The sequence below is a fragment of the Candidatus Formimonas warabiya genome, assembly GCF_002777255.1.
Lineage (GTDB): Bacteria > Bacillota > Dehalobacteriia > Dehalobacteriales > Dehalobacteriaceae > Formimonas > Formimonas warabiya.
Window position 1 is genome coordinate 5,695,009 of the sequence record NZ_CP017634.1, and the last position, 26,853, is coordinate 5,721,861.

The following is a 26,853-nucleotide window of genomic DNA, read 5'->3' on the forward strand; positions in this document are numbered from 1 at the left end:
AGAAAAAACGAGCCCCGGGCTCCCCGTTCCTGGAAGCAAGCGGCTCGCCTTTATGCTTACCGTAACGCATGGATTTAATCATTCAATCTGTGCCAGATTTCCCTAGAGGTTTTTAAGACAGAGAGTCCCGCCTTGCCTGTGCAGCTCAATTCCATGGGAATCATCTTCCCTACCTGGGCCATCGCCTGAATGGTCTCATCCAGCGGGATCACCTGATCAAATCCGGCCATGGCCAGATTCGCCATCGCTAATGCATTGCAGCCGCACATGACATTTTTCCCCAGACAAGGCACTTCCACCCGGTCAGCCACCGGATCGCAGACCATGCCCAGCACGTTCTGCAGCGCCATCGAGGCGGCGTCCAGGGCCTGGGCTACCGTCCCGCCCATCAATTGCACCACGCCGGCGGCAGCCATACCCGATGCGGAACCGCATTCCGCCTGACAGCCGCCCACTTCTCCGGCAAAGGTGGCGTGCTCAGCAATAATGATACCGATCAACCCCGCGACCAGCATCGCTTTCACCAGCGCTTCTTCCCCTGCATGGATCACGCTTGCCACACCGAACAGGGTTCCAGAGACCACACCGCAGGATCCGGCAGTAGGCGCCGCCACAATCACCTTCATGGAGCTTTTCGCTTCCATCATCAGCGTGATCCGCTTGACCACCTCATTCATTGTGGCGCCTTCCAGCAGTTTGGCTGATTCTAATTTATAGGCTTGACGGCCCAGAATCCGATCGGCGTATTCATTCTGCTCCTGCTCAGATGCATCCATGGTGCGCCGGATCACCCGGACGATCCCGGCCATTTTCTTTAAAACTTCCTCTGGGGGGATACCACCCCGCAGACACTCATATTTCACCGCCAATTCCCAGGGAGAAAGATGCTCCGCCGCAGCGACCGCCAACATTTCTTCCCCAGTATTGAACAATCCTTTATATTCCTTTTGGGATAAAACGGGCAATACGGGACTGATGTCCAACCGCTTTCCGGCAGAAATCATCAAGGAACCAGCCTTTGCCGGCAGGGGAACAGAGGACTTGATATTAAAAAGATAGTCACCCTTTTCGTTATGATGCAGAGAGATCTCGTCATAAGACAATCCTGAGGATGCCATCAAGGCCGCTGCGTCCGCATAGATCTTCCCGGCCCGGGCGGCGGACAAATTGCCCAGCAGGAAGATGGTTTCATAATATCCGCCCCCGAGCAGCACCGGGATATCCTCGATTTTTCTTACCTCGATCATGCCACCGCCCACGGAAGCCATCTCCGCCCGGAGGCATGCGCCGTGATCATCCCACATGGTGGCTTTGTAGATGTTGGGGTGATCGCAAGGCTCATCCGTAATGAGAAATTCAATCTCCACTCCGGCAGATTTTGCCATGGTCAGAGCATCTACCACCCGGGGGTCGTCCGGTGCCAAGCCCAAGATGCCGGCGGCAAGCCCAAATGCGGAGCCCTGGCCCTGATAAGTAGTCGCCAAAGAGCCCTGGGCAGAAAATTCAAAAACCGCCTTTCGAACCTGCCCTCCCATCATGTTGCGGATTACCTGGCCGATGCGGACGGAAGCCGCCGTATGGGAACTGGAAGGGCCGATCATCACAGGCCCGATCACATCATTGAAAATACTTGCAGGCTGGTGCATAGCAATTTCCTCATCTCGTTTTTTGAAAATATTTAAGATAGATTGAACCCGATATTATATCTATTTACATTTCCACATGATCACAACAAATTCCTTTAAAATATTTGTTCCCTGTTAGGGGGATATCATAAATCCCCGCAATGTTCTTTATTATGGAACAACGTTTCCTTTAATAATCAAAATAAAAAAAACAGAAAGAATTTTACAAATAAAAGAAGGATTTCTGATGTTCTGGTGGAATAATAATAATTGTGGAAACACCATTCTGCATGACGGAACAGGAAAGAGCGGGTTAAGAAATGAGTGACGACAACAAATCTAAAAGCTATTATGTACAATCCGTGGAACGAGCGCTACAAATTTTAAAAGCAATGCATGCAAAGCGTGAGGATGTAGGCATTACGGAACTTAGCAAAGAACTGCAGGTGGGCAAAAGTACCATTCATAGACTTATTACCACGCTTGAAGAGTATGGTTTTGTTCAGCAAATACCGGGTACTGGTAAATATCGCATCGGCTGGGCCTTATTTGAGTTAGGGAGTGAGGTGCCGAAAAGAGTCGGTTTAAACGAAGTTGCAAAGCCCTATTTACATGCTCTTTGTGATCAGACCAATGAAACAGCGATTCTTGCCGTGCGCGACGGCACAGATACCGTGTATGTGGACAAGGCTGAAACCAGCCAAATTCTCAGAATGGATATTCAGGTAGGCACACGGGTCCCTGCTTATTGCACGGCTTTAGGCAAGGTCTTGTTAAGCGGCTTAACCAATGATGAAATCCGGGAGTTATACAAAGATAAGACATTTAAGCCCAATACCATGAATACCATTTCCTCTCTTGACCAATTGCTGTATCACATCGACAATGTTCGTTTAAGCCAATATGCCGTTGATGATGAGGAATTTAGCCTGGGTTTCAGATGCGTGGCCGCCCCCATTAAAGATATCAGCGGCAATATCATTGCCGGAATTGCGGTGGGCGGGCCTTCTTCCCGGTTGACAAAAATTAAATTAGGGGAGGATTATCCTTTGGCGATGGATGCTGCGTCGCGGGTTTCGACTGCTCTGGGGTACCGGAAATAAATTTTTTTCTCAGATTGAGGGAACGGTGTTCTGCAGGGCGGCACGGAAAGTGCGATGTTGTCATATAAACAGGGAAAGGGGATGATCAATGAAGCTTTTGTAAAGTTTAGCTTAAAAAAACATCAGATTAGGAGGAATGAAAAGATGCCAATTGTTGATGCCCATGTTCATTTAGGTCCCTGTCGTGTATTTGGGTGGGAGATGACCGAAGAATTAATTATTTCGTCCATGGACCGGGAGGGTGTGGATGCCTCCATCGTCCAACCCTTTCCCGGAGCGCCCGATCCCGTAAAGGTCCATGACGACATTGCCCGGCTGGCGGAAAAGTATCCCGGCAGAATCTTCGGCTTGGCCAATATTAATCCCCACCAGGATGAGAAGTTTGTCCATAAGGAATTGGTGCGCTGTGTGAAGGAACTTGGATTTGTTGCTGTGAAGTGCCATACTATTGGGCATGCGTTGATGCCGGTGGCCAAAGATGCGGATGTACTGTTTGACACAGCGAAAGAACTGAATGTACCGATCATGGTCCACAATGCGGCCTTCGGTATTCCCTTTTCCTCGCCGGCCCTGTTAATTCCCAGAGCAAAGCAGTACCCGGATTTACCCATCGTGGTGGGACATGCGGGCGCCTGTGTGCTAACGCCGGAGGCCATTATTATTGCCGGGGAATACAAGAACATGTATCTGGAAACATCCTGGGTGATGACCCCGGATATCAAATGGGCCATTGACGCTGTCGGTGCGGACCGGGTCATGATGGGGTCTGACGATGCAGCAAACCTGGCCGCGGAGGTGGCAAAATATAAGGTGATAGACATCACGGAAGAACAACGGCGTAAAGCTATGGGAGAAACAGCCATCAAGTTGTTCAAATTACCCTTATAAAAAAAATCATAGAAAAACTCAATTTTTTCAAATGAGTATTCTATGAAGATAAAAAATAATCGCAAAAATTATTATACCATAAAAAAATATTCCAGTCAAAAACGGATGAGGTGAGATTGATTGGAGAAAGTAACGATTCAATATCTCAGGAAAAAGATGGCCATGGGTAGCCCCATCACGATGATGACGGCTTACGACTACCCGATGGCCCAATTGGAAGACGAGGCGGGAATAGAAATTATTCTGGTGGGGGATTCTCTTTACATGACGGTTCTGGGTCATGGGTCTACCTTGCCCGCAAAGATGGACACGATGATCGAGCACGCGGAAGCAGTACGCCGGGGGGCACCCAGGGCCTTTGTCATTGGGGATATGCCCTACATGTCTTATCAGGTTTCCCCTCAAGAGGCCATTTATAACGCCGGCCGCTACATGAAGGAAGCCGGAGTAGACGGCGTCAAGCTTGAAGGAGGAAGAGATGTTGCCGATATTGTGAAAGCCTTAACGAAGGCAACTATTCCTGTCATGGGACATTTGGGGCTTACTCCCCAATCAGTCTCTCAGCTGGGCGGGTTTAAAGCCCAAGGCAGAACCCTTGATTCTGCGGAAAGAGTGATCGAGGACGCCAGGATGCTGGAAGAGTCAGGGGCATTTGCCATCTTGCTGGAGTGCATACCGGCCGAAGTGGGCCAGATCATTAGCAAGAGGAGTAAGATTCCCATTATCAGTATCGGGGCAGGTCCCTATTGCCACGGTCAATTGATGATTGTGCAAGACATGCTAGGCCTGTTTTCTACCGTGCCTAAGTTTGTCAAACGGTATGGCAACCTGAGAGACACTATTGCGGAGGCTTTCCGCAAATATAAAGAGGATGTTGAGACCAAGACATACCCTGATTTAAATACGCATTGCTATAAAATGGATCACCAGGCTTATGAAGACTTAGTCAGAAAGTATGCGGAATAACCGGATTACAAAGGAGGAGGCGTTTTTGAAAACCTACCTTTTTAAATTAAGTGTTGTTGCTGGTGTCCTGTGCGGTTTATATGTGTACCTGTACAACTATATTCCCATGAAGAACCTGCTCTGGATGACTTTCGTCGCTTTGCCCATCTATTTTGGCGCAGGCGCGAAGCGGGAGGAATTTCCCCATTTCGTCACCAGTCTGGTCGTGGGGATCATTTGGGGATTTATCTACCTGAAATTAATTGGCCTTCTGGTTGGTGCGGGTGTTGGCGCAAACATAGCCTTGCTGCTGGTTGTGGGAGTGGTCACACTGATCATGTGTGCGGTTCATCTTTGTATCACAGGCAATACATGGGCCAATAAACTCCCCATCATGTTTGGTGCCGTCGCCTCTATGTTTTCACAGAATGGAGAATCGGCAGGAAGTATTTTTCTCACCCTTTTTGGCGGGCTGCTTCTGGCCCTCCTGATTGTAGAAGGAACCAATGTGATTCATAAACCCCTAGGTGAGCAGACGAGTCAGTCAAGCAGTGCAAATTAATTTTTAAAAGAAAAGGGAGGTCGAGCAGTATGCCGTTTATTAATGTGAGAATTTTCGAAGGACATTCCAAGGAAAGAAAGGCGAGAATTGCCGAAAAGATTACGGAAATCGTCAACCAGGAAACCGGTGTGCCGAAAGAGTATATTTGGGTGACATTCCAGGATATTCCTGCCGATGAATGGTCTATCGGCGGCAAAATGTGCGGGAAATCTGAATAACTTCTGTCTGAAATCAGGAGGGGCGTTCCAGACGCCCCTCCCCAAAAACACCTTAAAGGGGTTTAGCGGCATGATCGAACAAGGGATGAAGATCAATGTTTCTCTGGAAGAGCTGTTAAGGGTACATGGCGTGACAAAATCAGACCGACCAATTAATCCCCATATTTTAGAAAATTACGAGCGGCTTTTAGAAGAGGCCATGGATGTAATCAGTCCCCGATACATTTACCGGGAAATTCGTCCGTCTGAAATGAGAGAAGAGCAGACCGTGCTGGAGACAGGGCATACCGTGGATGCGAGAATCTTTGCCAAGATGATGCAGGGCGCAGAAAAAATTATTTTTATGTGCTGTACCATCGGTCCTGAATTGGAGGACAAAATAAAAGAATATAAGAATGCGGGAGCCCCTGCCAAAGCTTATGTGTTAGACAGTATCGGCTCACTGGCAACAGATAAATTGGCCCAAGAAGGATGTAAAATGGTGGAGGATATGGCCCAGTCTCTGGGACAAATTACTACGATTCCATTGAGTCCGGGTTATATGAACTGGCCTTTAAAAGATCAGCAAATATTTTTTGAGATTTTAGAACCGCAAAAAGTAGGGGTGCGGTTATCCGATACCTTTATTATGAGCCCCTTAAAATCCACTACCCAGGCCATTGGAGTAGGATCAAACCTAAAAGAAAAGCACGGTGCCACAAACTGTGATTACTGCGCCTTAAAAGAGCGCTGTAATTTTAGAAAAGCCAGGGCTGTTTAAAAAATGATGGGAGGAATCTAATGATGGGACAAAAAGAAGAATTGATGGGTAAATTGGCAGAAGCGGTAGTAGAGATGGATATAGCCGCGGTAGAGGCTAAATGCCATGAAGCATTAGAGGCCGGGATTCCTGCTTTTGAAGCAATTACAGACGGCCTTTCTGCCGGAATGAAAAAAGTGGGAGAACTATGGAATAATATGGAGATTTTTATGCCTGAAGTAATGGGTTCGGTGGACGCCTATTATGCCGGGCTAAAGATCCTCAAGCCTGAGATTAAGCAGAATGAAAAGACATCTTATCTGGCAACCGTGGTCATGGGCACTATTTGGGGAGACATCCACAGTGTGGGCAAGGATGTGGCGATTCCTGTTTTTGAAGGGGAAAACTTTAAAGTGATTGATTTAGGTCTGGATGTACCTGTGGAAAAGTATATCGAGGCCATCAAAGAGCATCAGGCGGATTTTGTGGGCTTAGGTACTTATATGAGCGAGACCTTCCTCCATGTAAAAGATTGCGTTGAAGAATTTAAAAAAGCCGGTATCCGGGACCAGGTATTTGTGATTTGCGGCGGGCCTGCCGTGGACTCCGATTTCGCCAAAGAAATGGGTGCGGACGACGCCTGGAACGATGCCTGGGAAGCAGTAGCGGGAATGAAGAAGCTAATTGCTCAGCACGGATAAAAGGGGATAAAAAAGGAGGAATAAAAATGAGTGCTATTGTTGATAAATGGGTGGAAAAGTGCATCAATCTTCCCAACATCGGTGAAATGACGCATACGGACAGAATGCGCAAAGCATTTGATCTGGAAGAGCCTGATCTGGTGCCGGTGGCTATAGAAACGGATGAATGGCAGATTGTCCAGGCCGGGTATGACTTTTTTGAAACATGGGAGAATGTGGACAAGGTCACGGATGCCACCTTAAAAGCCTGGCATGACTTAAGACAGGATGTGATCTGGCCCTATTTTTGCCCCAGCCATGTCTTGGATCCCTTGCTCACACCGGAACAGAGAAAGAGCTGCTACGATCTTCGGGACGGCAAATCATACGTGGTTTTTCATGAAGTGACCAAGAACCTTGATGAAATTATCAAAGTTTTTGAATCAAAGCCTTGGGTGAAGTACGGCTTGGGCCGGCTGGCCAGCCACTATCTGCCCCATTTTGACCATACCCTAGAATTCCAGAAGAAAATGAACAATTCCGTGCAGACCGTGTTAGGGTTAGCCAATCCCAGCAATATTGCCGAGTGGACGGTGGGGGTGGAAAACTTCCTGCGCTGGACCGTCTCCGAACCGAAGGAAAAAATCCATTACTACCTCCAATTGGTGACGGACTTTTGCTTGGGAGCAGCCGAATCGTGCCGTCCCTATGCGGAAGCGGGGGTGGAATTTGTCTGTGTCTTCGGCGGGGCAAGAACCTGGGGGCCCAGGCAATTTGAGGAGTTTGGCGTATATGACCGGATTTATGCGGAAAAAGTAGCCAGCATTTTTAAATATCCCTTCCATCATATTTGCGGCCAAAACCTGCCCTTAGCCATGGAAATGCTTGCTACCGAGCCCTATCCCGCCATTCAATATGATGAACCCATGAAACAATTAGGCTGGTCCTGGGCCCAGTGGTGTGAATGGGTGGCCCGGTTAAACAAAGGAATCGCCTGCGTCATGAATGCGCCTACCACCCAGGCTTTAGCCTATAAGAGCATTGAGCACAACCGGACCATGATCAAAGAGTTTATCGAGCATTCTACGCCCCACACCACAGCCGTGATCATGCCGGGTTGCGAAATTTCCGTGGGCACACCCTTAGAAACTGTGAAAGCGGCGATTGAGGCTACACGTGAATTTGGCAAATATCCCTTATGCAAAACTGCGGCGGAACAAATTTGGACAGAGGACAGTTTCAAAGAAAGCCGGAAAAAACTGACGAAGAATCTTCCTCAGTGGGCCATGCATTATCGGAAAAATCCCAGATTGATTAAATAAATCTGCCTGTATCACATAACACACCCCTTGACAAAGGGGTGTGTTATGTGAAATTTTGGGAAGGGAAGCAGCATGCCGATCATTACTTTTTTACCGATGGATAAAAGCATCACTGTCCCCCGGGGAACAAGCGTCTTAGCGGCAATTAGAGAGGCGGGAATCTCTTTTTCTGCTCCTTGCGGCGGGAAAGGGTCCTGCGGCAAGTGCGTCATGGAAGAAGTAGCTGGCCTGGCCCCTGAGACGAAGGCGGAAGAAGACGCCCTAAACAGCCATCAGCTGGGCAAACCTATGCGCTTAGCCTGCCAGGCGAGAATATGCCATGATGCGGTAGTGCGTCTTCCGGTCCCTGCTTTTTCTGACGAAAGAAAAACGCTTCTCCATAGAAACATTTCCTTTCACATTGACCCCCGGTTCACCCGGGAAAGAATCCGCCTGGAAAAGGCCACGGTACTTGAACCCTCTTCTCTGGTGTCCCGCATCCGGGAAAGTTTAAAAAGAGAAGGGAAAACGTGGATCAATATCGACTTAAAGCACCTGCGCCAAATCGCCATGACACCGATGGAAAATGTCGCCGGTTTATTCCTGGATCATGATCTGGTGGATCTGTATCAGGATGGATGTGAAAAAAAGGTTTACGGACTAGCCTTAGACATTGGTACGACCACCATGGTGATGTACCTTTTAGATTTGGATTCGGGCAGGCAGCTTGCCGTTTCTGCCCTGGCCAACCCCCAGGCATCTTTTGGGGCCGATGTGCTGAGCAGAATCAGTTCGATGCGGCGCAATCCGGATAACCTGACCTTGCTGCATACGGTTCTCATAGAGGGCATCAATCGCTTAATTACAAATGTCACCGCTTTAGCCGGCATTCCCCAAGATGCCATCTACGATTTGGTTGCGGTAGGAAATACCTGTATGACCCATTTTTTCTTGGGGGTGTCTCCGGCCAGCCTTGCTGTGGCGCCCTATCATGCCATTCAAGAGCAGCCTGTGGAAGTGCCTGCGGCGGATTTAAAGATTGCCATGAATAAAAATGGTCTGGTACGAACCCTTCCCGGCATTCGAAGTTTTGTCGGGGCGGATACCGTAGGCGCGATTCTGGCCGCCGAATTGCACAAAAGCCCCAAAACCGTGCTATTGATTGACATAGGAACGAATGGGGAAATCGTATTAAAAACCCCTGCCGGCATGGCCGCTTGTTCAACTGCGGCCGGCCCTGCTTTTGAGGGAGCCACCATTTTGCACGGGATGAGAGCGGATATGGGCGCCATCGAAGGTGTTTCCATTTCAGAAAACAAAGGAATTGAAATAAAGACTATCGGCAATGGGAAAGCAAAAGGAATTTGCGGTTCCGGACTTATCGATGCCGTATTTGTATTTCGGCAGTTAGGGTTAATGGATGCCACGGGAAAAATAATACCGGTGGAGCAAGCGCCCGGTGTTTTAGCCCATCGCATTATTCCCTGGAAAAAGGGCAGGGCCATCATTCTCGCGGCCAAAGAAGAAACCGATACAGGAAAAGAGATGATCATAACCCAGCAGGATATCCGCCAGATCCAGTTGACAAAAGGCGCCATCCAAGCAGGTATTGCCGTGCTGATGATGGAACTGGGGGTTGAAAAGGAAGAATTGGATGAAATCATCCTTGCCGGCGCATTTGGCAGTTATATTTCCAGGGTCAGTGCCAGGGGCATCGGTTTGATTCCCCCGGTAGAACTTGAAAAGATCGTTTCTTTTGGAAATGCCGCAGGAGAGGGCGCGAAAAAAACCCTGTTGTCCAAAAGGGAATATCAGGAAAGTCTAGCATTGGCCCAAAAAGTAAAATATATTCCTCTATCGGCCCATAAAAGCTTTAACCACCTATTTTTAAAAGGGATGCATTTTCCGGTTCTGGATTGTTAGCTTCTGAAACAGGAGGGACAAAAATTGAAAATTTTTCTGGTTTCCGGTTTTCTCGGCAGCGGAAAAACGACCTTGTCGTTGCTGCTGGCGAAAAGATTGGTCGAGCGGGATAAAAAAGTGGCTGTGATTGTGAATGAGGTGGGCGAAGTCGGCATCGATTCCGATCTCTTCGTCAATTTCTCAGAGACGCAGATTTTCGAACTCTTTAGCGGATGTGTTTGCTGCCAAATGGGACATGATTTGATTAAAGCACTCAACACCATATCTGAGATGGAAAATATAGATGCTGTGGTACTGGAACCTTCGGGGGTGGCATTGCCCAGTCAGATTATCGAAACCATCCGGTGCTGGTCCGAAAATGTCACCATCAACAATATCGTGCTGGTGGACGGCACCCGCTTTATGCTTCTCTGGGAAGAATTGGAGCATATCATGGGGGATGCCATATTTAGTGCGGATATGATTGTGGTAAGTAAAATAGATAAATGCGAAGCCCGGGAAGTGCAGGGAGTTTTAAATAAATTAAAAGAGCTATGCCCCAATGTACCAATTTTACCTGTCAACTTATTGGCGGAATCACCTCCTACTTTTGAGGAGGTGTTCTGCATTGAGTGATCCCCAAGATGCGGTTGCGCTCAGCGACTGTTTTGAAATTGAAAGCGATGATACGGTGGAAGCGAACATATGGCCTGATTTTATCAAAGATATGCTGGAAGGGATTCTTTCCCGAATCGCCCCTGAGGGCAGACTGCTCGGCCATATCAAAGCGTCCGTTTTTGTGAAAAATGATCTTATTTTCGGCAGTACCACCGGGGGACCCATTACGATCCGCGTGGTGCCGGATCCCATGGAATCTAAAGCAACCTTATTAAAGATTGCCCTGATCGCATATAAAATTGAGCGAGATTATTTGCAGAAAGGTTTTCAAGAAACAGTCCGGGAGATTTGTCTCAAGTATGGTTTTAAATACCGGGTAAAACCTCATGAGCATCATGAACCTCATGCACATGATCACCATCACCATTAAAAAGGGATAAAGATCAAAGATGTCATAATTTTTCACATCAGAAATGGAGGAAAGGTTTAAAATGAAAACAATTCTTTCCGGTACACAGGTAACGGTAGAAGTGGCGCCTGAAAACCCTACGGTGGTAATTGGGGAGAGGGTAAACCCGACAAGAAAGAAAGAGCTGACAGTGGCCTTGCGGGAAGGAAGGTTTGACTTAGTAGAAAAAGAAGCCGTCCTGCAAAAAGAGGAAGGAGCAGACGTCATTGACGTCAATGTGGGGGCGCCGGGTGTGGACGAAGTAACTGTATTGCCTCAGGTCGTGAAACTGGTCGCCGAGGTGACGGGACTGCCCATTTCTATTGATTCATCGAATCCAAGCGCCATTGAGGCTGCACTTAAGGTTTGCCCGGGTAAGCCGTTAATCAATAGTGTTTCCGGTGAGGCGCGCTCTCTGGAAAAAGTATTGCCTCTGATTAAGGAATATGGCGCTGCTGTAATCGGCTTATGTATGGATGACAGCGGCATTAGTTCCGAACCCGGAAAACGGGTGGATATTGCCAAAAGAATCTTAGAACAGGCTTTAGCCCTGGGCATCAAGGAAGAGGATGTGGTATTTGACCCCCTGGTCTTAGCGGTAGGCACAGATTACCGGGCGGGGAAATATACCTTGGAAACCATGAGGCTGCTCTCCACCGAATTGGGCGCCAATATCGCCACCGGCTCCAGCAATATCTCCCATGGCCTGCCCAACCGGCCCTATCTGAATAACAGCTTCATCGCTTTGAGTATTCAGAATGGGGTGAATTTACCCATCGTCAATGTGGGCGCGCCGGGTTTGATGGAAGCGATCAGAAGCACCGACCTGTTATTAGAGAAGGATCCCAAAGCAAGCCGCTTTTTAAAACTGTATCGGTCCCGGCTTAAGAAAACAAATAGTTAGAATAGAAATATTGATTACCGAAAACCCGGTCGATATGAAGGGTAGAGGATGAAGGGAAGGCTAAGGCGGGTGCCCAAAAACTGTTTAGTTCGTTGGGCGCCCGCCTCTTTTTGTTTAAAAAACTTAAATTCTATTGTAATGGTAGCCCTGGTAATTAATACTTTGAGCTAAATGGGCCTCCTTGTTTAATACAACCCCGGTAAGAACCTCGGTTTGAAATTTTTGATATCCTTCCCGGTCGATAATATAGCCAATATGCTCTTTGTCCAAGGAGCGGTCGATATATTTGTCAATAAATTGGTAGGTATTCTGAATGATTTGGATGACCGGCTCAATTTCCACCCATTCCAGGAAGGTTTGGGCTAAGCGGGGATTCTTCTTGCCGGTCCGCCCCATGATGATGACCCGGTAAAAATTCTTTCCCCTGGTCCAGGCGGATGTAGGACACTTTAAGATACACTCTCCGCAGCCGATACACCTTTGGGCATCCCGGACCACTTTCTCATTAATAAATTGAAGGGCCCCGGTAACCCGCTTTCGGCAATTTTTTACACAGGCCTGGCACCCCACGCATCTTTCCGCCTGATAGTGGGGTTCCACCTGCCCAATAATACCGAAGTCCTGCATATGCGCCTTAATACAATCATTCGGGCATCCTGTAAGAGCGATTTTGACGTGAAAGTCGTGGGGGTAGACCGCTTTTTCAATCTCATAGGCTAAGGCAGTGGTATCGTAATTGGCATATTGACAAACCCGGTTGCCAATACAGGCAGAGATGTTTCTCGTTCCTGACGCAGGATAACCTGAGGTGTCCCGTGGAATCGGCACGCCTAATCCTTTGAGATCGTTGATTAAAGGTAGAATGAGCTGATTGATTTCCTCCATATCTTCCATTCTGATTCCCGGTATCTCAAAGCCCTGTCTGGTGGTGATATGGACCGACCCATTGCCGTATTTTTCTGCAATCGTTTTAATCACGTCAAAGAACTTAATAGGAAGATGGCCGCCGGGCACCCTGATTCTTAAGGCGGTGATGCCGCGCTCTTTGGTGATCCGATAGGCATTCTTTTTTAGTTTCTTCGTGTTCATGTCTTGCATCCCTTCACCCCCTAATCCAATAGCTCTAAAGATTTGGTGTAGTTAAAAACAGGCCCGTCAAGGCAAACATAGGATTCCCCGATTTTACAGTGCCCGCATTTGCCAACACCGCAGGACATTTTTCTTTCCAAGGAGACCCAAATATTCTCCTCTTTGACGCCCCGGCGGATAAATTCCTGGCAGGTAAACTTCATCATGAGAGGAGGCCCCACCACAATGACCTGGGTATTTTTTTGATCTTCAAGGTTTATTTCCGGAATGTATTTCGTGATCAAACCAATATGACCCGGCCAGGTAAGATCGGCTTTGTCCACCGTAACGAGTACGGAGAACTTTTCCCGCCAGAGCTGGATTTCGTCTTTAAAAAGAATATCATCCGGCGTTTTAAAACCGGCCAACACATTCAGACTGGCCAGGTGGGCAGGGTGCTGATAATAATTGCTGATAATGCTTTTCACAGGCGCCAGACCCGTACCCCCTGCCGCGATAATCAAGTGTTTCCCGGCAAAACTTTTAACCGGGAAACCATTCCCGTACGGTCCCCGCACAAAAAGATGATCCCCTGGTTTTAAGGTATTGATCACATCCGTAAGCTTTCCTACTTTTCTGATCGTTAACTCCAGATAGTCTTCGGTAAAATCGCTGATGGAAATAGGTGCTTCTCCTACTTTCGGCAGGGATACTTGTAAAAATTGTCCCGAAAGGGGTCTGATCTGGGACGTTTGTAATCGGAAAGTATAATCAATCTCAGTTTGGGGAATCACCGCCAGAATTTCTACCTTCTGAGGGAGGTAAACATTATTTTTCATTGCTTTCACCTCCCAGCAAATGGGAAACCTTGTTTACAGCGGTACGGAAAGAAATATATTCGGGACAAACATCATCGCAGCGCCCACAGCCAACACACATGGGAGTACCAAAACGCTTCGGGTAATCAAAAATTTTATGCATGGTTTTGAAGCGCATTCTTTGACCAAAGCTTTTCCGGTAAGCGTGTCCTCCCGCCATTTCGGTATAACCGTCAACCATACAGCTTGCCCAAACCCTTCTTCTTTCTCCGCATTCCGGGTTGTCCTGGTAAAAGATATCCTTCATGGTGAAACAGGTACAGGTGGGACAGGAAAAATTACATCTCCCGCAGCCGATACATCTTTGATCATAGTCCTCCCAAAATGGATGGTGGAAAAGATCAGCCTGATGTTTATTTAATGCCTCGATGGATGGAAGCCGGACTTTCATGGAATTCTCATGAATAAATTGGGGTTGGTAATCAACGATCTCTCCCCTGCCGAAAAGAGCGGTGAATTCCTGAGATTTTACATCACAGACAATCTCTTCTTTTGCTAGGCGTAAAAAGACATCATAGTTTAAAAATTGATGAGATCCCACAGAAACACAGGAGCAGGTTTCAAAACCCGTGAGGCATTCCACCACGAAAAACTTCACCTTTTCTCTTAATTGCATATAATAACTGTCTGCACAGGAGCCATTATGAATCAGGATATGATCTAATTTTAAGACGGCATTGGCATCACAAGGCCTTAAAAAGAGAATCATCTCTTTCTCATCAATCTTAGGTTCCATAACTTCATCTTGCGTAAAATAAAATAAGGTTTGTGTAATAGGGTGGATGATCTCCTTGGGGGAGAATCTGGTCTTTTCCTCCCAAACCATATCCTCCAGACAGGAGATTTCACCATAGGTAATCAGATCCGTGTCGGAAAATGCGCCTAAACCTTTCCTTCTTATGGGGCCATACAAGCGATATTTGTCTTTTAAAACTTGTGCAATTGTGTTGAATTCTGTTGGATTTAATTTGACTCCCATCTTATCACCACTTTCTCGGTTCACGAATATTCTCCTAAATACGCCTCATGCAGCGATGTTCCTTTAATTTTAACATAATGGGCTATGGACGTGGAATATTTGTTTTTTCCTTTTTATCAAAGATTCAGGATTGTGACCCTGACCGGACTGCATGACAATACAAAAAAAGGAAGGATATGGATGACGAATCAGATCGCGCAGGCTGAGCGTATCCCTGTTAGGGCAGGGTACTTAGAGGGGATGAAGGAAGCCATGGTGATAAAAACCATGGCTCATTTTTGTCCTATAAAAATAATTTGGCCGGGGAGTTGTTTCTTATCTCTCCATTCCGGTGTATAATTTTAACCAGTGCATTATTAACTTCTGGGAGTATGCCGATGAATCACGAAAATAATGGAAGCATCATGAAACCGAAAGGGCAAAAATATCTTGGGGAGAGAGGGTTTGTCGTCTTTATCGCTTTTTTAGGTGCCTTTATCCCCTTGTCTACGGATATTTACCTCCCTGCCCTTCCCAAGATGGTGCAATACTTCCATGCTGCCCCCAGCATGGTCAATCTTACGCTGACATTTTTCTTTATCTTCTATGCCTTGGGAACCCTGTTTTGGGGTCCGCTCAGTGATAAGTACGGCAGAAAGCCGGTATTGCTGATCGGTATGGGCATCTATTCCTCGGCCAGTATTCTGTGTGTGTTCTCTGTTAATATTTATGCCCTGATTCTATTTCGGGTTTTCCAGTCCATTGGCTGTGGGGCCGCCACCGCCGTAGCTACCGCCATCGTCAAGGATGTCTATGCCGGCCGGAAAAGATTGACCATTCTTGCCGTGGTGCAATCAATGGGCATGGTTGCACCAATCATTTCACCGGTGATGGGGGCGATTATATTAACCTTACTTTCCTGGCGGGGCGTTTTTGCGGTATTGGCTGTCTTTGGGATCCTATCCTTGCTGGGGAGTATCGTCATGGAAGAGACGATAGGCATACGCAATACGGGAAGTATCCTCAAATCCCTGGGACGATTAGGGGTGGTGGTAAAAAATAAGAGCTTTTCATCCCTTCTCTTTACTTTTTCCCTGACCTCGATTGCCTTTATGGCCTTTATATCTGCCTCATCCTATATTTATGTGGATGACTTCGGGCTCAGCGAACAAACCTACAGTTATTATTTTGCCGCGAACGCCCTGTTCTTTATGTTAGGACCCTTAGTGTATATCAAAATATCAAAACACTTCGGCAGCCATTCCATTATCACTTTCAGTTATCTGGTGATGAGCATCAGCGGTTTGATGGTAAGTATCCTGGGAAATTTGAGCCCCGTGGTATTTGCCTTATCCCTGATACCGGCATCCTTGTTTGGCAGCATTATCGGGCCTGCCCGGACGAACCTGATGATTGAGCAGCTGGACGGGGACACCGGAGCCGCATCCTCCCTGATGAGCTGCGCATATACCTTTTTTGGCAGTATCGGCATGCTGATCATTTCTTTTGATTTTTCCAATCGTATCTTCGTATTGGGATTGTTGCATATGGTCATTGGCGTTGTAAGCCTGATCCTATGGACCATTATTGCCCAAAAACCATACATTAAACAGGTACCTGATCAGGTGAAAGACAGAGACACTATCATTGCATAATAGCTATAGACGGCCCTTTGTTACATGTATGGTTCCAGAACAGAAGCTCTTGCGCTCATTTGTTTTTCAAAGTCGAAAACTTCCCGGAATTTGGCCTGCCCGCGGGCAGACATCAGGTATAGTTTTTCCGGGTCATGATAATACTCCAGGATACTGTCGGCAATATCGCCTGCACTGAGCGGGATGAGGAAAATATCCTTTCTATGTTCAAAATACTCATTCTGGTTAAGTCCGTCGGTGCAGAAAATGCCCACGTTGTGTAAGGCGGCATCGATGCAGCAGCCTGTAGGAAAGCCGTCGTAATTTTTACCCGGGATCAGGATGAACGGAGCATTCGGTGAAACGATCATATCCATTCCCGCATAGAATGCGGGGAAAAAACTGTGGTCTCTCAGCCCGTAAAATAGGATCCTGTTCTCTAGGCCGCTGATATCGAGTTCATACCTGTCAAAGTTGCCCACCACATGGAACATGATATCCTGGGCCGCCGGGGCAAGCTTTTTGCACACATCGATGAAAATGTGATATCCTTTGTCCAGTCCCAGGGGCATATATTTATGGGCCACAAAACAGATATCAAAGGTTTTTTTATCTTTTTCGTAGAATTTTTTGGTTTCGGTGGTATGGAAATACTGGGGATGAGTTACCATCCCATAGATATAGGCAATTTTGTCGGGAGTAACAAAACCACGGTTGATAATATAATCCGCGGTCATTTTCTGCGTCACAATCACTTTTCTTAAAAGAGGGGATTGCAGGACCTTGATCAGCCTTGCATCAATCTCTGCATCATTGATCCAATATCCCCCGCCGGGATATAATTCAAATACGAAGGGTGTATTTAACAGTTCATAAACGAAGTAAAAACTATAGGCATTACTTAGAAAAACCGTATAATATAAGGAGTAAGCTTTGCCTGTCCAATCAAAAAGCGTAAACGGCTTAATTCTATCCTGGAATTGGGGATAGGCGGCCGCATATTCAGCATGGTGCATGTCATACCTGGTAGAGTATACTACGCAGTTGGGATATTTCTCCAGGTAATAATTGAATTCGGATATCCGGAAGCCTGTCTTTAGATTGGGAAAATAATCATCGAGAATCGCCAGTTTTCTTGGCGTCATATCACTTGTTTCCATGCCTGATCCCTCTATTCTTTTGATTTTCCTCAGGTATACAATTGTGATGTTGTGTTGTTTTATTTACATTTTACTTTTTTCCGCCTACTTGTCCTTATTTGACCAGTATTTTGCTTTCAGCGGAATTGGTTCCTCTCAGCCTCCTCATTTTTTTCTTCCTAATTCCCATGGATGGCATAAAAGTTGAAATTCTCCAGTGCCCAATCCATATGATAAAGATGGGTCCGGTAGGATTCGGGATCATGGATGGATGCGCAGTAAACCGTTCTCTTGCCCTGGTTTAGCTCGTTGAAGTACTCGAAATATTTCCACCTGTTGGTTTCAGCGAAGGATAAGTTCTTGTGCTTATTGTTCCTGATGCTAAAGCAGGTATTGGCAATTTTGTCAAGATGGCACCACTGGCTGCCTTCGCAGGCCTGACAAGGTATGGTTTGGGTCATATCGATGGGAATGTCGGTAGTAAATCCGGCTTTGAAGGGAGTATATTTATGTACTCTGATGGACAGTTCCGCATCCCCGTAACCGTTTTCTTCGCACCAGTATCCGATGAGGCTGATCAGTTCCGGCCTTAGGCACTGGCAGTGTCCGGGTACAAAATCAATGATTGTGCCCACTTCGCTGTTCTTTAACTGGAGATAACTTACGCCGTCTCTCTCCTGGGGGACGACATCCGGTTGAAAGGCCGGAAGGGGGTAAGCTCTGGGGATTCCCAGGAGCCCCACCTCCGGAAAGGTCTGAAAGATTTTCATAAAACGGCTGATCCAGTCGGGAACATAAAAAAATACATCGCTTTCCAGGACAATAAAATACTGGTCGGGCCTGCGGCGGGCCAGATTAAAATTGATGGGGTAAATCGGTCCGGAATTCACGGGAAACCTGGTTTTCGACTTGATGCGACTGTCTGCCAGGCTTTGGATATACTCCCAGGTGCCATCCTGGGAATTGTTGTCGATAATATGGAGCTCAAAATCATCCGTTGTTCTTAAAAGGGAACTTAAGTTTCTGACTGTTAATCCCATTCTATGGAAGGTAGAATAGCTGATTAAAGGAGGTGTCATAGATATCTCTCCGTATTCATGCCGGCAAAAACCGAAAGCAGAAATTTGATTTTTTTATGAACCGGTGCCTTTCCAAAGCTGGTGAGAGAATAGTTCTAATCATATTTATTTAGTATATTATTATCTTATGCAACCGGCGGGACATGTTGTGACAAAAAATGTGGGGTCAGGCTTGGCTTATTTGAAAGTTTTACTTATTCAAAGATAAATTTGCCCACCCCAGGTGGCCTGGTTTCGTCATAAGTTATGGTGCCGGTTTTTCGTGCCCATAACATACCAAAGGAATTTCCCCATCGAGAGAGAATTTATTACATAGCTGGCAAACCAGAATCATGTATCCTGGCTTGTTTTATGTTGCCGGCTTCTGCCCGGAAAGGACAAATCGCCATCGCGCATTTTTTCTTGTAACAGAACTGTGACAATTTGTGGGTATACTATAGTGCGGAAAAATTAAATTAAAAGAAAAACTTAAAACAGTTAGAAACAATTGGTGATTTGTAGGACAATCTTTTTAAGCTTCTTAAAATGAAATTTACTAAAAGTTTTGAATCAAACGGATTCCTTTGCGACAATTATTTATGCAGGAGAAGTAATTTGCCTATGAAACGTATTTATATAGCACTTATTATACTTGCTTTTTTATTACTCCGGGTACCACCGGCCTATGCCGAACCGCCTTCTGCCGAAAATCTTGTCACAGATGCTAAGGCATGTATTCTGATAGATTCCCAAACAGGTCAGGTGCTTTATGAGCAAAACGCGGATCTGCGCCTGTATCCTGCCAGCACTACCAAGATGATGACGGCAATCCTGGCGATTGAAAACGCAAAGCCCGGGCAGGTGATGACGGCTAGCCAGAAAGCCATCAACGAAATCGGTGCGGACGGCATGAATATTGGCATTATGCAGGGGGAAAAGATGACCATGGAGCAGCTATTGAAACCTCTGCTAATAAGTTCTGCCAATGAGGCTGCCAATATATTATCGGAAAACGTATTCAGCAGCCAAAGCGAATTTATTGATCAGATGAATAAGAAAGCCCAGGAGATTGGCGCCGTTAATACACATTTTGTCAATCCTAACGGCATGCATGACCCCGACCATTACACTACGGCGCGAGACCTTTCAACTATCGCCCGTTACGCAATGAGCCTGCCTGTTTTCCGTAATACTGTTTGTCAAAGGTCCTATCAGCTTGGCGCCACCAATAAGCATAGCAGCTGGCCTGTTTTATATACAAGCAACCCGCTCTTATACAGAGAATCAGAGTATTTTACAAAGGTGACAGGCATCAAAACCGGTTACACAAGTGAAGCCGGGCATAACCTGGTATCAGCTGCGGCAAACGACAAGGGGATGGAGCTGATTGCCGTTGTGCTGGGGGTTTCCGGCACCGGTGCCGGTGCCAAAGCCAGGAGCGCGGATGATTGTGAGAAACTTCTTGAGTATGGCTTTCAGAATTATGGAAGGCAAAATGTGATCGGCACGAACCAATTTGTCAAGAAAGTGAGTGTAAAAGATGCAAAAGATGATACGGAGTTAACTCTTGTAACAGCGGCATCTGTTGATTATGTTTTACCTTATGATAAAAGTCAGTGGAATATTGTATCGACTTCCCTCATTCCAACAAGCTTCCAAGCACCTATCCAGAAAGGGGAGGTTTTGGGATCTATTGAATATAGAAGGAACGGGGTTTTACTGGGAAAAACCGACGTAATTGCTGCGAATAGCGTGGAAATAAGTCCAATAACCATATTTTTTAAAAAAATACGGTATCCTCTTATCGGGGTGGTCCTATTTTTTATTTTAGGGATCATATTTAAAAAGGTGTCTAGGTCATTCCGGTGACGCGAAATATTCTAAACTACAGCATCTGTTAATTCAGATGCTTTTTTCTGCCAGACCATGATCCTGACGAATTGTCTTGTACCCGGAAAGATGGAAAAAATATTGTTAAAAATTAGCATAGATGTGGTACAATTTTAATGGTATTCTGTTCGTAAATGAGTTGTACAGGTGGGCCAGTATGATAAAAATCCTTCAAGTTATTACTTTATCAGAAATCGGCGGTGCCCAAAAGGTATTGTTTGATATTGTCCGTTCATTAAATAGGAAAGAATCCTTTGAGTTCCACGTGGCCTGCGCTCCCGGCGGTGAGCTGGTGGAGTGGTTGAAGTCAATGGAAATCAAGGTCTTTGAACTGCCTGAACTGGTTCGCCCAATTTCCCCTGGCCGAGATCTGGCTGCCTTTATTAAATTACACCGGATTATCAAGGAAAATAAATATGAGGTGGTACATTGCCACAGTTCCAAGGCAGGTATTCTTGGAAGGCTGGCGGCAAAATTGACTGGGGTACCGCGGATTGTATTTACCGTACATGGCTGGGGGGTAACGCCCCTGCAGTCCCCGTTAAAAAGGTTTGTGTTTGGCTTTTTCGAAAGGCTGGCCGGGAAAGCTGCTACCGATGTAATCTGTGTGTCTAAAGCAGATTTCGAAATGGGAAAAGGTTTTGTCCCGGGGAAAAAACTGAAGGTTATCTATAATGGGGTGGAATCTCTTAAAGGTTCCCCTGGTGGACTCCGGCAGGAAATTGACGTTGGGGAAAAGGATGTCATTGTTGGCATGGCTGCCCGGCTGAAAGAGCCGAAGGACCCCTTGTTTTTGCTGAAAACGGCTGAGAAGATACTACAAAAACATCAAACAGGTGTGTACTTTGTCTTGGTTGGGGACGGGCCTTTACGGGAAGAATGTGATGATTTTATAAGAGCTAATAAGCTCCAGAGCCGGATTCATCTGTTGGGGACAAGGCCAGATTTAATCCATTTGTATCAAGATTTTGATGTTTTTGCATTATTTTCTTCCTGGGAAGGGCTGCCTCTGACAATTTGTGAGGCGATGATGGCCGGTTTGCCGGTTGTGGCCTCTCAGGTAGGCGGGGTGGGGGAGCAGGTAACACAAGGATGGAACGGTTTTCTTTTGGACAAGCATGATGTTGATAAGGCGGCCGACTATGTGAACCGGCTAATTCTTAACGAAGCCCTGCGAAAACAAATGGGGGAAAACAGTAAGAAACGGGCAGAAGAATTATTTCGGATAGAACGAATGACGGAAGCGTATAAAGAGTTGTATTTAGCTTCTAACAAATAAACCTTGTGTTTATGGTCATGTGGACGCCTGGCCAAGGAGGAGCGGATTCCAAAATCCGGGTACAGTTACCGGAATAACTTGGGGAGCGTTGGATGCCTACTTAGTGATCAATATTTATCAGTATATATATGGAAGGGGCAAAAGGATGAAGGTTTTGGTAACCGGAGGGGCAGGGTTTATTGGTTCACATATTGTAGATTTGTTAATTGAGAAGAGTTATCAGGTAACAGTGGTGGACAACCTGTCTTCTGGGAAACGGGAGAATGTGAATACTCAAGCAGACCTTGTAGTTAAAGATATTAGAGATAATGATTTGATAAATCTTTTTGAAATACTCCGCCCGGATTATGTCATTCACCAGGCTGCTCAAGTGAGTGTACCCCGTTCCTTAAACGATCCTTTAGAAGATGCCCAGACAAATATCTTGGGACTGATTAATGTGTTGGAATGTTGCCGGAAAACCGGGGTGCGTAAAGTGGTATTCGCCTCGTCTGCAGCCGTATACGGCAACCCAGAATATTTACCTGTTGATGAGAGTCACCCCTGCAATCCATTGTCTCCTTATGGAATTTCTAAACACACCGCTTCTTATTATTTCAAAATATATCAAGAGTTGTATGGATTGGATTATGATGTTTTACGTTATGCCAATGTTTATGGCCCTCGTCAGGACCATCTGGGAGAAGGTGGTGTAGTGACGATCTTTATTAATAAGCTTTTGGCTGGGGAACAGCCGGTTATTTTTGGAGACGGGAACCAGACTCGGGATTTTGTGTATGTAGGTGATGTGGCGCGGGCAAATGTTATTGGCATGGAGGCATCAGGATGCCAGGTTGTGAACATCAGCACTGGGAAAGAAGTTACTGTTAATGAGCTTTATGGAACAATAAAAGATGAGTTGGGATCCAAGATGGCACCTGCCTACTCTCAACCCAGAGCTGGAGACATTTACCGAAGCTGCTTGGATAACTCTGCTGCAAGGAAAATGTTGGGATGGCAGCCTGAAATCTTATTGGGAGAAGGAATAAAAAAGACGATATCTTTTTTCCATAATATTAGGCTTACATGATTTAAGGAATGAAATAGATGTCAAATTAAAGGAAATTTTCGTGGAACGGAGAATTAGAGAGAAAGTATGCGAAGAGCAAGGGAGGCACTAATCATTGATAATACTTGTTAGTAGGGAAGCAGGTTTTATTGGGCCTAATTTTTTACGAATGAAGGATAGTGTGGAGATTTTAACAGGGAAGAAGACTGAAAAAGAGCCGTGGACGTATTCTATGATATGATAAGCTATGATAAAAGCTGGAGTGTGAAGATGTGGGCTCTAGTTTTTATTTTGACATTAATTAGGAGGAAAAAGATTAATGAGAATATCTATTATAGGGACCGGTTATGTTGGCTTAGTAACCGGGGCATGTTTATCGGAATTTGGTTTACAAGTCACATGTATGGATATTAATGAAGAAAAAATTGGGATGTTAAAAGAAGGTACAATTCCCATCTACGAACCTGGACTGAAGGATATTGTTGAGAAAAATATAAGATTAGGTAGGCTATTTTTTACCTCAGATATTAAAGAAACAGTAAAAAATTCAACGGTTGTTTTTATTGCTGTTGGTACTCCTCCCAATGAAGACGGTTCTGCTGATTTAAAGCATGTGTTATCAGCTGCTTGTTCTATTGCAGAAAACATGGAGGGATACATACTTTATGTTAATAAAAGTACAGTTCCAGTAGGTACTGGAAAGAAAATAAAAGAAGTCGTGAAAAAAGTTTTAAAGGATCGAGGAATTAATCTGGATTTTGATGTTGTATCGAACCCTGAATTTCTACGGGAAGGATCTGCAGTTGGGGATTTTATGCATCCTGATAGAATTGTCATTGGTGCTGAGAATGAAAAGGCTCGAGAAATCATGAAAAATGTTTATCATATTCTATACCAGAATAAACATCCTTTCGTTTTTACAAATATTGAGACGGCTGAGTTGATTAAATATGCTTCAAATGCATTTCTTGCTACTAAGATCACATTTATTAATGAGATAGCCAACCTATGTGAAGTAGTTGGTGCAAATGTTCAGGATATAGCCAGAGGAATGGGGCTAGATGAACGTATAGGTAAGTATTTTTTACATGCTGGTCCAGGATATGGTGGAAGTTGTTTACCTAAAGATACCAAAGCCTTGGTAAGTATAGGTGAGGAGTGGGGCATAGATGTTTCGATTGTGGACGAGGTTGTAAAAGCTAATGATCGACAGAAACTTCGTATGGTGGATAAGATTATCAGTGCAATGGAATATGTGGATGGTAGGAAAGTGGCAGTATTAGGATTGTCCTATAAGCCTGAGACTGACGATATGCGTGAAGCCCCATCTATTACGATTGTGAAAGAGTTATTAAAACGAGGTGCCATCATTAGTACCTTTGACCCTGTTGCCATGAAAAATGCTATGAGATATGCTTTTAAGAAAGACGAAATTTACTATGTTCCGAATGAGTATGATGCTGTGGATGGTGCTGATGCGCTGGTGATAATAACGGAGTGGAACCAATTTAGAAGTCTTGATATTGATTTAATTAGGGAAAAAATGTCTGGGAGGTTCTTTTTTGACTTAAGAAATATATATGATAGGAAAGTACTGGAAGAAGCAGGATTTGAGTACTATGGTGTAGGAAGATAGGATGTGAAATTGTGACGAATGTCACATGAGTTATTAGTTCTCGTGTCTTAAGGATTGTTTTCCAGATACATTAAGTGGTGTGTTTGATAATTTTATGATTTTTTGTCCAAATCTAAGAGGCAAAGATCATTAAAGTCTGAAAAATATTATAATCTATGATGGAGTAATTCGTTTGTCAGGAAAAAGGAAGGTATTGAATCTTTTAATGATGCTTGGCTGGATATAGGCTACTAAAGATCATTCCATGACGTCCTATCTCTATTAAAATTGATTTTAATCCACTAGCTCAGATTCTATTACTATTAATAAAGGTAGAAATGCAATAGATTCAGGAAAGTGAAAATACTTAAAAGTGTATTACTGACACGTAGCAGGACTTTAGTTTTTATCCGAAAAACGTTGATTACCAATGAGGTTACTGCTTTATCACTAACCTGTGAATTGATTAGGAAAGATAAGGATGATTATAATGAAAAAACATGCAATCTTAGGAATTTCTGGATTGTTTTTAGTTTTTGTTATTACATTAAACTCTAATATACAATCTTATGGAATTTATGGGGATGAATCAACACATCTGTTGCAGGCTAAAAGCATTGCATTAGATAAAGACCTTAAATTTTCTTATAAAGATGTCGAACATTTTTATGAAGACGGGTGGACCAATGCACCTGGAGGTTTATTTTTAAAAATAAATAATAAAGGAGAAGTTTTTTTCGCTAAACCTATACTCTATTCATTGTATTCTTCATTCTTTGTTTTCTTCTTTGGCACAAAAGGAATAATACTTGGTAATGGTATTTTACTTTATATTTTAATAGTTTTAAGCTATTTATGGTTAAAAAAATATAATTCAGAGTTACTATCTCTGATTTTTTCTTTATTATTTTACTTAGGGTCAAATGCATTTGGCTATGTTTTTGTCATTCATCCTGATATTTTTATAGCTACGCTCTTATTTTTATCTTGGTTTTTCTTGAATTTATATTGCGATACAGAAAATGAAAAATTATACGCAGATGATTTAGCCAATATCAAAGGATTAAATAGATCTTTTATATCGAAGAAATATCTCTTTTTGTTTGTTTCAGCAGTTTTTATGGGATTGAGCTTATATGAAAAATTACCATTTGGTATATTTTTTATTTGTGCAATAGTATGTTTAATTATTAAAAAATATTATAAAGGAGTTCTAATATTCTCAATAATAGTCACATGTGTATTCGTTATTCCGACATTAGTAAACATATTTCAAGATGGTAATTATAGCTCATATAAGGGAGAGCGCTACTATTTTGGGGATAATATTCCTGGAGTGAACTTCGGTAGTGAAAACTCACAAGAAAAATTTGATGCAAACTTAGTGAAAGAGTTTAAAAGCAAAGGGATTTCTCCACAAACTGAAGAGCTATTTTCATTTAAAAAAGTTTTAGTAAATTTAGTTCATACTAATATTGGATTAATTAGGTATTTTGCGGATTGGTTAATTGGAAGAAACTTAGGAATAATATTATATAGTTTTCCTATTATAGCATGTTTATTCTTTGCTTATAAGAATCGCGATAAAGTTTTTGTCTTAGTTATTCTTTTTGGTATTTTTACATATACTATTTTTTATTTTATGTTAATTCCGAATAATTTTTATGGAGGTTCAACCTCATTTGGCAATAGATATTTTTTACAAGTATTACCCCTTTTTATATTTTTAGTAAAAGAATTTACTGGATACAACTATTATAAACATTTAATTTTTATTAGTATAATATTTGTAACTATTTTTTTAGGACCTTTTTATCAAAACCCATATGCTTTACCATTAAGAAAATGGGATAATATTGAAAATAATTTTATTTATACAATTTTTCCTATTGAAACAACACAAATAGAAACAATATATTATGGTAGAAAAAATAGTATTGTCAAACTAAATGACGATGTTACTTTATATAAATTAAATGGTGTATATGATAATGAATCGGACGGAAATTTTTGGACAAAAGGAAAGCATACGTCTAATTTTGTAATTAAGTCATCAACAAGAATTAACCAAATTTCGTTTAATTTATATAATGGCTTTAAGATTAACAAGGTTAGAATACAATTTAGTAACCAAAACAAAACTCTTAACTTTATTCCATTTCAGTCTGAAAATATTGTAATTAATATTAGTGATATGATAGAAGTGAAACAAGGACTTAAGGCATATTGGGTATATAAATTTAGCATAGGTTCACTTAATGGATTTACTCCAAAGTTATATGTTAATCAAAATTTAGATGATAGATTTTTAGGTGTCAGAATTCAAAATATCATAGTGCAATAAAAAGCAGAT

Annotated in this window: 24 protein-coding genes; 18 read left to right on the plus strand and 6 right to left on the minus strand. The window is 44.0% G+C overall.

Features of this window, described 5'->3' with window-relative positions:
- Positions 1 to 74 precede the first annotated feature (74 nt).
- On the minus strand, positions 75 to 1,646 hold the full coding sequence (locus tag DCMF_RS25695) for an L-serine ammonia-lyase, iron-sulfur-dependent, subunit alpha (RefSeq protein ID WP_148137077.1): 1,572 nt from the start codon (positions 1,644 to 1,646) through the stop codon (positions 75 to 77).
- Positions 1,647 to 1,945: 299 nt separating this feature from the next.
- Between DCMF_RS25695 and DCMF_RS25700 the strand changes: the two genes are divergently transcribed.
- From DCMF_RS25700 to DCMF_RS25755, 12 genes are all read left to right on the plus strand, one after another.
- Positions 1,946 to 2,728 carry an IclR family transcriptional regulator gene (locus tag DCMF_RS25700; RefSeq protein WP_148137078.1) on the plus strand — a complete coding sequence of 261 codons (783 nt, stop codon included), beginning with the start codon at positions 1,946 to 1,948 and terminating at the stop codon, positions 2,726 to 2,728.
- Positions 2,729 to 2,872: 144 nt separating this feature from the next.
- Positions 2,873 to 3,616, plus strand: a complete 744-nt coding sequence (locus tag DCMF_RS25705) for an amidohydrolase family protein (protein ID WP_214658907.1) — start codon at positions 2,873 to 2,875, stop codon at positions 3,614 to 3,616.
- Between the two features lie 120 nt (positions 3,617 to 3,736).
- The gene (gene panB / locus DCMF_RS25710) at positions 3,737 to 4,582 is read left to right on the plus strand and encodes a 3-methyl-2-oxobutanoate hydroxymethyltransferase (RefSeq protein WP_214658908.1); all 846 of its coding nucleotides are present in this window, start codon (positions 3,737 to 3,739) and stop codon (positions 4,580 to 4,582) included.
- Between the two features lie 25 nt (positions 4,583 to 4,607).
- Entirely contained in the window at positions 4,608 to 5,123 is a 516-nt protein-coding gene (locus DCMF_RS25715) for a DUF1097 domain-containing protein (RefSeq protein WP_214658909.1), read from the plus strand.
- A gap of 29 nt (positions 5,124 to 5,152) precedes the next feature.
- Complete coding sequence (locus tag DCMF_RS25720; protein ID WP_148137081.1) at positions 5,153 to 5,341, plus strand: tautomerase family protein; 189 nt, start codon at positions 5,153 to 5,155, stop codon at positions 5,339 to 5,341.
- Between the two features lie 70 nt (positions 5,342 to 5,411).
- Entirely contained in the window at positions 5,412 to 6,101 is a 690-nt protein-coding gene (locus tag DCMF_RS25725) for a hypothetical protein (protein ID WP_148137082.1), read from the plus strand.
- A 20-nt stretch (positions 6,102 to 6,121) separates the two neighbouring features.
- Positions 6,122 to 6,781, plus strand: a complete 660-nt coding sequence (locus DCMF_RS25730) for a cobalamin B12-binding domain-containing protein (protein WP_148137083.1) — start codon at positions 6,122 to 6,124, stop codon at positions 6,779 to 6,781.
- A 26-nt stretch (positions 6,782 to 6,807) separates the two neighbouring features.
- Positions 6,808 to 8,082 (plus strand): uroporphyrinogen decarboxylase family protein, encoded by a 1,275-nt coding sequence (locus DCMF_RS25735; RefSeq protein WP_148137084.1) that lies wholly within the window; start codon positions 6,808 to 6,810, stop codon positions 8,080 to 8,082.
- Between the two features lie 72 nt (positions 8,083 to 8,154).
- Positions 8,155 to 9,984: an ASKHA domain-containing protein gene (locus DCMF_RS25740; protein ID WP_148137085.1), complete on the plus strand. Its 1,830-nt coding sequence runs from the start codon at positions 8,155 to 8,157 to the stop codon at positions 9,982 to 9,984.
- 24 nt (positions 9,985 to 10,008) lie between these two features.
- On the plus strand, positions 10,009 to 10,599 hold the full coding sequence (locus tag DCMF_RS25745) for a CobW family GTP-binding protein (RefSeq protein WP_214658910.1): 591 nt from the start codon (positions 10,009 to 10,011) through the stop codon (positions 10,597 to 10,599).
- Positions 10,592 to 11,011, plus strand: a complete 420-nt coding sequence (locus DCMF_RS25750) for a hypothetical protein (RefSeq protein WP_148137087.1) — start codon at positions 10,592 to 10,594, stop codon at positions 11,009 to 11,011. Before DCMF_RS25745 ends, DCMF_RS25750 begins: the two co-directional genes overlap by 8 nt.
- 61 nt (positions 11,012 to 11,072) lie before the next feature.
- Positions 11,073 to 11,933, plus strand: a complete 861-nt coding sequence (locus DCMF_RS25755; protein ID WP_214658911.1) for a dihydropteroate synthase — start codon at positions 11,073 to 11,075, stop codon at positions 11,931 to 11,933.
- A 123-nt stretch (positions 11,934 to 12,056) separates the two neighbouring features.
- On the opposite strand, the gene asrC is transcribed toward DCMF_RS25755, so the two are convergent.
- Genes asrC through asrA form a run of 3 tightly spaced genes read right to left on the minus strand, consistent with a single transcriptional unit; the run spans position 12,057 to position 14,858 of the window.
- The gene (gene asrC / locus DCMF_RS25760) at positions 12,057 to 13,031 is read right to left on the minus strand and encodes a sulfite reductase subunit C (protein WP_148137089.1); all 975 of its coding nucleotides are present in this window, start codon (positions 13,029 to 13,031) and stop codon (positions 12,057 to 12,059) included.
- Positions 13,032 to 13,042: 11 nt separating this feature from the next.
- Complete coding sequence (asrB, locus tag DCMF_RS25765; protein ID WP_148137090.1) at positions 13,043 to 13,840, minus strand: anaerobic sulfite reductase subunit AsrB; 798 nt, start codon at positions 13,838 to 13,840, stop codon at positions 13,043 to 13,045.
- Positions 13,830 to 14,858: an anaerobic sulfite reductase subunit AsrA gene (asrA, locus tag DCMF_RS25770; RefSeq protein ID WP_148138083.1), complete on the minus strand. Its 1,029-nt coding sequence runs from the start codon at positions 14,856 to 14,858 to the stop codon at positions 13,830 to 13,832. The genes asrB and asrA overlap by 11 nt, the downstream gene beginning before the upstream one ends.
- Positions 14,859 to 15,235: 377 nt before the next feature.
- Here asrA and DCMF_RS25775 point away from each other — a divergent pair, with 377 nt between their 5' ends.
- On the plus strand, positions 15,236 to 16,492 hold the full coding sequence (locus DCMF_RS25775; RefSeq protein WP_214658912.1) for a multidrug effflux MFS transporter: 1,257 nt from the start codon (positions 15,236 to 15,238) through the stop codon (positions 16,490 to 16,492).
- A 20-nt stretch (positions 16,493 to 16,512) separates the two neighbouring features.
- Here the strand turns inward: DCMF_RS25775 and DCMF_RS25780 are convergent, their stop codons facing one another.
- Together DCMF_RS25780 and DCMF_RS25785 are read right to left on the minus strand one after the other, a co-directional pair.
- Positions 16,513 to 17,631, minus strand: coding sequence for a glycosyltransferase family 4 protein (locus DCMF_RS25780; protein ID WP_148137091.1), 1,119 nt, complete (start codon positions 17,629 to 17,631; stop codon positions 16,513 to 16,515).
- Between the two features lie 158 nt (positions 17,632 to 17,789).
- Positions 17,790 to 18,689 carry a glycosyltransferase family A protein gene (locus DCMF_RS25785; protein WP_148137092.1) on the minus strand — a complete coding sequence of 300 codons (900 nt, stop codon included), beginning with the start codon at positions 18,687 to 18,689 and terminating at the stop codon, positions 17,790 to 17,792.
- A gap of 600 nt (positions 18,690 to 19,289) precedes the next feature.
- Here DCMF_RS25785 and DCMF_RS25790 point away from each other — a divergent pair.
- The 5 genes from DCMF_RS25790 to DCMF_RS25810 all read left to right on the plus strand — a co-directional run bounded on the left by DCMF_RS25790 (position 19,290) and on the right by DCMF_RS25810 (position 26,844).
- Entirely contained in the window at positions 19,290 to 20,537 is a 1,248-nt protein-coding gene (locus tag DCMF_RS25790; RefSeq protein ID WP_214658913.1) for a D-alanyl-D-alanine carboxypeptidase family protein, read from the plus strand.
- A gap of 178 nt (positions 20,538 to 20,715) precedes the next feature.
- A complete protein-coding gene (locus tag DCMF_RS25795; protein ID WP_214658914.1) occupies positions 20,716 to 21,837 on the plus strand; it encodes a glycosyltransferase family 4 protein in 1,122 nt (373 codons plus the stop codon).
- Between the two features lie 145 nt (positions 21,838 to 21,982).
- Positions 21,983 to 22,906, plus strand: a complete 924-nt coding sequence (locus DCMF_RS25800) for an SDR family oxidoreductase (protein ID WP_148137095.1) — start codon at positions 21,983 to 21,985, stop codon at positions 22,904 to 22,906.
- Positions 22,907 to 23,204: 298 nt separating this feature from the next.
- Positions 23,205 to 24,521, plus strand: coding sequence for a UDP-glucose dehydrogenase family protein (locus tag DCMF_RS25805; protein WP_148137096.1), 1,317 nt, complete (start codon positions 23,205 to 23,207; stop codon positions 24,519 to 24,521).
- 469 nt (positions 24,522 to 24,990) lie between these two features.
- Positions 24,991 to 26,844 (plus strand): hypothetical protein, encoded by a 1,854-nt coding sequence (locus DCMF_RS25810; RefSeq protein ID WP_148137097.1) that lies wholly within the window; start codon positions 24,991 to 24,993, stop codon positions 26,842 to 26,844.
- Positions 26,845 to 26,853: the final 9 nt, after the last annotated feature.